A 6,194-nucleotide genomic window follows, 5' to 3' on the forward strand; every position below is an offset into this window, starting at 1 on the left:
CGGGGCCCTCGGGCAGGTCGGGGGCGGTGGACACTCGCCGGGGTCCCCCTTGGCGAGTACGATCCGGCAGACATCGCGTGCTAGCTGGGAGGACGGACGTTGGGGCAGCTGACCGGCGGGGATCCTTCTCTGCTCCGAAGAATCAACTCGGCGGTGGTGCTGCACGCGCTGCGCGCCACGGATCACGCCACGCTCACCGAGATCACCCGGGTCACCGGGCTGTCCCGGCCCACGGTCGAGGGCGTCGTCGAAGGGCTGGTCGAGGCCGGGCTGGTGGTGGAGCGGGCCGCCGAGGAAGGGGCCGCCAGGCGCCAGGGCCGGCCGGCGCGCCGGTACCGGTTCCGGGCGGAGGCGGGGCACCTGCTCGGGCTGGAGGTGGGCTCGCACGGCGTCACCGCGCTGCTCGCGGACCTCGACGGGCGGGTGCTGGGCTCGCTGACCAAGGACGTCGCCGAGACCGCGCCGGCCGACGAACGGCTGGAACGACTGCGCTCGATCGTCGCGGAGCTGCTGCGCAGGTCCGGTGTCGCGCGGGACTCGCTGCGCGCGGTCGGTGTGGGCACCCCCGGCATCGTCGAGGCGGACGGCACCGTACGGCTGGGTACGGCCCTGCCGGAGTGGACGGGGCTGAACCTGGGCGAGCGGCTGAGCCGTTCCTTCAAGTGCCCGGTCCTGGTGGAGAACGACGCCAACGCCGCCGCGGTCGCCGAGCACTGGAAGGGCGCGGCCACCGAGTCCGACGACCTGGTGTTCGTGCTGGCCGGGCTGAGCCCGGGCGCGGGTTCGCTGATCGGCGGACGGTTGCACCGGGGCTACGGGGGCGCGGCCGGGGAGATCGGCGCGCTGCATCTGCTGGGCCGGGAGGCCACCCCTGAGGCGCTGCTGTCGACCACCGGCGAGCCGCTGCACCCGCTGGACGAGCAGGCCGTCGCCGACGTGTTCCGGCACGCGCGCGAGGGCGACGAGCGGGCCCGCGCCGCGGTGGAGCGCTTCATACAGCGGCTGGTGCACGACGTGGCCGCGCTGGTGCTGGCGCTCGACCCCGAGCTGGTCGTCGTGGGCGGCTGGGCCACCGGCATCGACGACGTCCTCGAACCCCTGCGGCACGAACTCGCCCGCTACTGCCTGCGCCCGCCCCGGGTGGCCCTGTCCCGGCTGGGCGAGACGGCCGTCGCCATGGGCGCGCTGCGGCTCGCGCTCGACCATGTCGAGGAGCAGCTGTTCGCGGTCGAGGGCACGGTCACGGCCCGGCGCTGAGCCCTCTCAGTACATTGGGCGCCGAACGCCTTCGGCGCCGCCAGGCACTGAGCCCCCGGGTTCAAGCGAAACCCCGTGCCCCGGAGGTGTCCGGGGCACGGCGGGTGCAGGTCGTCCGGGCCGGTGGCCTTAGATCGCTGGCCTCAGATCGCTGGGCTCGGTACGCGCGCGGCTCAGGCGCGCGACTTCGAACCCCGCGGCTCAGGACGCGCGGCGTTCCGGGCCGTGATGGATCTCGACGTCGCCCGAGGCGCCGAAGGTCAGGCGGCAGGTGTCGGCACGGTAGGTGGCCAGGGAGACCGCGGCGGCGCGTCCCTCGGCGAAGAAACGGGTCGTGACGACGAGGACGGGCGCTCCGGGCAGCCGGTCCAGTTCCTTCGCGTCCTCCGCGCGCGCGGAGCCCAGCTCCACCGACCGGTCCTGCCCCTCCAGTTCCAGCCGCTGCAACTCGCGCAGCACCGCACGCGCGCGTGCCGCGCCGGAGGGCGCGTCTATGGCGGAGAGGGCGGGCACCGAGGCCGCCGGGATGTAGAGCAGCTCGGCGGCCACGGGCTGGCCGTGGGAGACGCGGGAGCGACGTACGACATGGACCTGCTCGCCGTGGAGGGTGTCCAGGATCTCGGCCACCGCGGTGGGCGGCGTCGCCTCCGCGCAGTCCACGGCCTGCCAGGTGTCCCCGGCCGTGCCCGGCCAGGCGTGCTGCTCGCCGCCGACGGAGACGCCCACGCGCGGCGGGGCCACCGTGGTGCCGACGCCGCGCCGGCGCTGGAGCCGGCCTTCCAGTTCGAGCTGTTCCAGTGCCTGGCGGAGCGTGGCCCGTGCGACGCCGAAGCGGGCCGCGAGGTCACGCTCGTTGGGCAGGATCTCACCCACCGAGAACTCGGAGTCCAATGCCTCACTGAGCACGGTCTTCAGGTGCCAGTACTTCGGTTCCGGCACCGATTCGAGCTGCTGGGTCCCCACCCTGTCCTCCGCTGCTTCGCCGTGTCCCGGCGGCGTTTTTAGCGCCCTTGTTTATTAAAGGTTGTTGCACTTTCTTGCGACCATAGGCCCGCCCCCACCCTTGGTCAAGACCAATCCTCGAAGCCTCGGGCATCCACCGCGCGGGGCGTGGCACAGCGTTCACGGAGCCTTCATGAGGGCATGCCGAACCGCCGTACGACCGATCACCTGACGGGTCGTACGGCGCTCGACGGGCGGGTGCCCGACAGCCCACCGGCTACCGCCGGCTACTGGTCGATCGGCAGGGCGAGCAGCTTCTCCGGGTTCCGGACGATGTGGATGCGCTGGATACGCCCGTCGGCGACGTCGAGCTGGAACACGGCGTCGGGCTTGCCCGCGGCGAGGACGACCAGCGCGAAGCCGCCGTTGATCTCCATGAAGCGGAACGAGGCGTCCTCGAGGCCCTGGCCGGACACGCCGTGCAGGAAGCGTCCCACCTTGTCGGCGGACTCGATGATCCGCACCGGGGCCTTGGCGAGGCCACCACTGTCGGCGACGAGGCGGACGTCGGGGGCGAGCAGCGCCATGAGCCCGTCGAGGTCGCCGCCGGCCGCCGCGGCGAGGAACCGCTCGGTGAGCTCCCGGCGTTCGGCCGGGTCGACCTCGTAGCGCGGGCGCCGCTCGTCGACGTGCCGGCGGGCCCGTCCGGCGAGCTGGCGCACGGCGGGCTCGGCGCGGTCGAGCATGCCGGCGATCTCGGCGTAGGGGTAGCCGAAGGCCTCCCGGAGCACGAACACCGCGCGTTCCAGGGGTGAGAGGGACTCCAGGACGACGAGGACGGCCAGGGAGACCGTGTCGGTGAGCACGGCGCGTTCGGCGGTGTCCGGGACGGTGGCCTCGTAGTCGGTGGCGTACGGCTCGGGCAGCCACGGGCCGGGGTAGGCCTCGTTGCGCGACTGCACCTGGCGGAGCCGGTCGATGGCGAGGCGGGTCGTCACGCGGACCAGGTAGCCGCGGGGTTCGCGAACGTCGGACCGGTCGGCGCCGGTCCAGCGCAGCCAGGCCTCCTGGACCACGTCCTCGGCGTCGGCGACCCTGCCGAGCATGCGGTAGGCGACTCCCATGAGGACGGGACGGTGCTCTTCGAAGACGTCGGTCGCGGTGTCAGTGGTCACCGTCCCATCCCATCCGACGGGCGGGCCGGTGTCCAGGGCGTTTGTTACCCACGGAGACTACCCGTCGGTAGCAGTTGCTGACAAGCTGTCTAGGAATTGCCGTACGACGGCGCGCCCCACCCTCACAGACGAGGAGCTGCACCATGTCCGCCACGGTCTCCTTCCAGGTCCCCTCCCCGCTCGGCCCGCGGTCCGTGACGGTCTCCTACGCGCGCGAGGGCACCGGCGAACCGCTGCTCCTGCTGCACGGCATCGGCCACCACCGGCAGGCCTGGGACCCGGTGGTGCACCTGCTGGCGGCCGAGCGCGAGGTCATCAGTGTCGACCTGCCCGGATTCGGCGCGTCCCCCGGGCTCCCGGACGGTCTCACCTACGATCTGCCCACGACGACCGCCGTGTTCCGCGCCTTCTGCGAGACCCTGGACCTCGACCGCCCCCATGTCGCGGGCAATTCGCTGGGCGGTCTGCTCGCCCTGGAGCTGGGCCGGGAGAAGCTCGTACGGTCGGTCACGGCGCTGTCGCCCGCCGGGTTCTGGAACGAGGCCGAGCGGCGCTACGCCTTCGGCATCCTGCTCACGATGCGGCACCTCTCCCGGCGGATGCCGCTGCCGCTGGTCCGGCGCCTGTCGCGGTCGGCGGCCGGCCGGGCCGCCCTGACGAGCACCATCTACGCGCGCCCGAGCCGCCGTTCACCCGAGGCCGTGGTCGCCGAGACGCTCGCCCTGGCGGGGGCCACCGGGTTCGACGCGACGCTCCAGGCGGGCGGCAGCGTGCTGTTCACCGACGACGTCCCGGAGCTGCCGGTCACCGTGGCCTGGGGCACGAGGGACTGGCTGCTCGTCCCGCGGCAGGGCGTCCGCGCCAAGCGGATCATCCCCGGCGCCCGGCTGGTGCGGCTGCCCGGCTGCGGCCACTGCCCGATGAACGACGACCCGGCGCTGGTGGCCCGCGTCATCCTCGACGGCAGCCGCTGACCCGCGGCGCGCGGCCAGCCCGGAGCCCAGGGCGACCCCGGCGCCCACCAGAGCGCTGCCCGCGGCCTGGGCGGCGCCGTAGGAGCCGGTGCCGACGAGGGGCGCGGTGCAGGCGGCGGCCACCGGGATGAGGCCGGAGAAGAGGGTGGCGCGTTCGGCGCCGATGCGCTGCATGCCCATGTACCAGCACACGAACCCGACGACGGTGACGACCGCCGCCTGCCACACCAGCGCGGCGGCCTCCGTACCGTCCGGGCGGCGCAGCCAGGCACCGCCGTCGACGCACAGTCCGACGGCGGCCGACTCGATCGCGGCGACGCCGCACAGGGTCGCCGACAGCAGCCGCGGGCCGAGCGGCCGCAGCACCGGCACGGCCAGGACCGCGAAGCCGACCTCGCCGGCCAGCGCGCAGACGGAGAAGGCGATCCCGGCGCCGTCCGTGCGGCCCCAGCCCTGGACGGTGAACGCGCCCGCCGCGACCAGCGACGCCCCGTACAGGACGGTCCGTCGGGGGCGCCGCCCCTCCGACAGGGGGACCAGGACGGCCACGAGGACGGGGGCGCAGCCCACGAACACGCCGGGCACGGCCGGTTCCGCCGTGCGCTCGGCGGCGAGCACGGCGAGGTTGAAGCCGACCATGCCGACCGCCGCGAGCAGCGCCAGCCGCATCCACTGGCGGGCGGTGAGGCGGCGCAGCGGTGCCGTGCCGCCCCGGCCGAGCAGCGGGAGCAGCAGCAGGAGGGCGAGCCCGTAGCGGAGGAACTGGCCGCCTGCGTACGGGTAGTCGCCGAGGACGCTGTTGGCGGTGAAGGAGCCGCCGACGAGGCCGCAGGCGAGGGCGGCGAGCAGGGCTCCGCGAGCCGTGGTGGCGTTCATGACGGTGACGCTAGGGACTCGGGCGGATCGGTTTAAGGTCCACTTCCATGACGTCATCGGGGACCAATTCGCCGTCGGGGGCCAATCCACCGCCGGACGCCTCGCCCGTGGACGGCGAGAGGGCCGCGCCCTGGGCCGCCGCCTGGGAGTTGCTGCTGCCGGTCGCCTCCGCGCCCGCACGCGCGCGTGGACGTACGCTGCGGGCCGCGCTGCGGGAGGCGATCCGTACGGGGCGGCTGGCGCGGGGGACCCGGCTGCCGTCGAGCCGGGATCTCGCCGCCGATCTGGGGGTGTCGCGCGGGCTGGTGACCGAGGCGTACGAGCAGTTGGCGGCGGAGGGGTATCTGCACAGCGGCCGCGGCGCGGGGACCTGGGTGGGGGCCGCGGTCCGCGGCGGACCGCCACGCGCGTGTGATCTCGCTCCCCGCTCCCCCGGCGCCCGCGCCGACTTCGTCCCCGGCACACCCGACCTGTCGCTGTTCCCGCGCGCCGCGTGGGCCGCCGCGCAGCGCGGGGTGCTCGCGGAACTGCCCCACGACGCGCTCGGCTACCCCGACCCGCGCGGACTGCCCCGGCTGCGCACCGCGCTCGCCGAACTGCTCGCCCGGCGCCGGGGCGTGGCCGCCGCCCCGGAGCGGCTGGTGGTGGTCTCCGGGGTCGCCCAGGCGATGACCCTGCTGGGGCTCGTGCTCCACGCGCGCGGGGAGCACGCCCTGGGTGTCGAGGACCCCGGCAGCCCGGAGCACGCGTCTCTGTACGCCGCCGCCCGGATCGGCACCGTGCCGCTGCCGTTGGACGGGGCGGGTCTGGCCATGGGGCCGCTGCGCGACTCGGGTGTACGGGCGGTGGTGACGACGCCGTCCCACCAGTTCCCCTCGGGCATCGCCTACTCGGCTCGGCGCCGGACCGAACTCCTGGACTGGGCGCGGTCGGTGGACGGTCTGATCGTCGAGGACGACTACGACGGCGA

5 protein-coding genes and 1 pseudogene are annotated in these 6,194 nt (G+C 74.4%); 3 read left to right on the forward strand and 3 right to left on the reverse strand.

Annotated features, from left to right (window positions below; genetic code table 11):
• The first annotated feature begins 99 nt into the window (after window positions 1-99).
• The gene (locus AOK15_RS37215; protein ID WP_079058923.1) at window positions 100-1,257 is read left to right on the forward strand and encodes an ROK family transcriptional regulator; all 1,158 of its coding nucleotides are present in this window, start codon (window positions 100-102) and stop codon (window positions 1,255-1,257) included.
• Between the two features lie 201 nt (window positions 1,258-1,458).
• On the opposite strand, the gene AOK15_RS37220 is transcribed toward AOK15_RS37215, so the two are convergent.
• Together AOK15_RS37220 and AOK15_RS37225 are read right to left on the reverse strand one after the other, a co-directional pair.
• Complete coding sequence (locus AOK15_RS37220) at window positions 1,459-2,220, reverse strand: GntR family transcriptional regulator (protein ID WP_055523094.1); 762 nt, start codon at window positions 2,218-2,220, stop codon at window positions 1,459-1,461.
• Window positions 2,221-2,486: 266 nt separating this feature from the next.
• Complete coding sequence (locus AOK15_RS37225; protein WP_055523096.1) at window positions 2,487-3,374, reverse strand: RNA polymerase sigma-70 factor; 888 nt, start codon at window positions 3,372-3,374, stop codon at window positions 2,487-2,489.
• Window positions 3,375-3,517: 143 nt separating this feature from the next.
• Between AOK15_RS37225 and AOK15_RS37230 the strand changes: the two genes are divergently transcribed.
• Window positions 3,518-4,348, forward strand: a complete 831-nt coding sequence (locus AOK15_RS37230) for an alpha/beta fold hydrolase (RefSeq protein WP_055523098.1) — start codon at window positions 3,518-3,520, stop codon at window positions 4,346-4,348.
• Window positions 4,349-4,867: 519 nt separating this feature from the next.
• Here AOK15_RS37230 and AOK15_RS49045 read toward each other — a convergent pair.
• A pseudogene (locus AOK15_RS49045) lies at window positions 4,868-5,281 on the reverse strand (EamA family transporter); the annotation flags it as partial.
• Here AOK15_RS49045 and AOK15_RS37240 point away from each other — a divergent pair.
• Window positions 5,272-6,194 (forward strand): aminotransferase-like domain-containing protein (locus AOK15_RS37240; protein WP_157870485.1); only part of this gene is annotated, 923 nt, incomplete at its 3' end. The pseudogene AOK15_RS49045 and the gene AOK15_RS37240 sit on opposite strands and share 10 nt — an antisense overlap.

It is taken from the genome of Streptomyces ossamyceticus (genome assembly GCF_001418475.1).
GTDB lineage: Bacteria > Actinomycetota > Actinomycetes > Streptomycetales > Streptomycetaceae > Streptomyces > Streptomyces ossamyceticus.

What these genes read in the sequence shown, in the direction of transcription:
- AOK15_RS37230 (WP_055523098.1), top strand. Translation starts at nt 3,518, where the DNA reads ATGTCCGCCACGGTCTCCTTCCAGGTCCCCTCCCCGCTCGGCCCGCGG.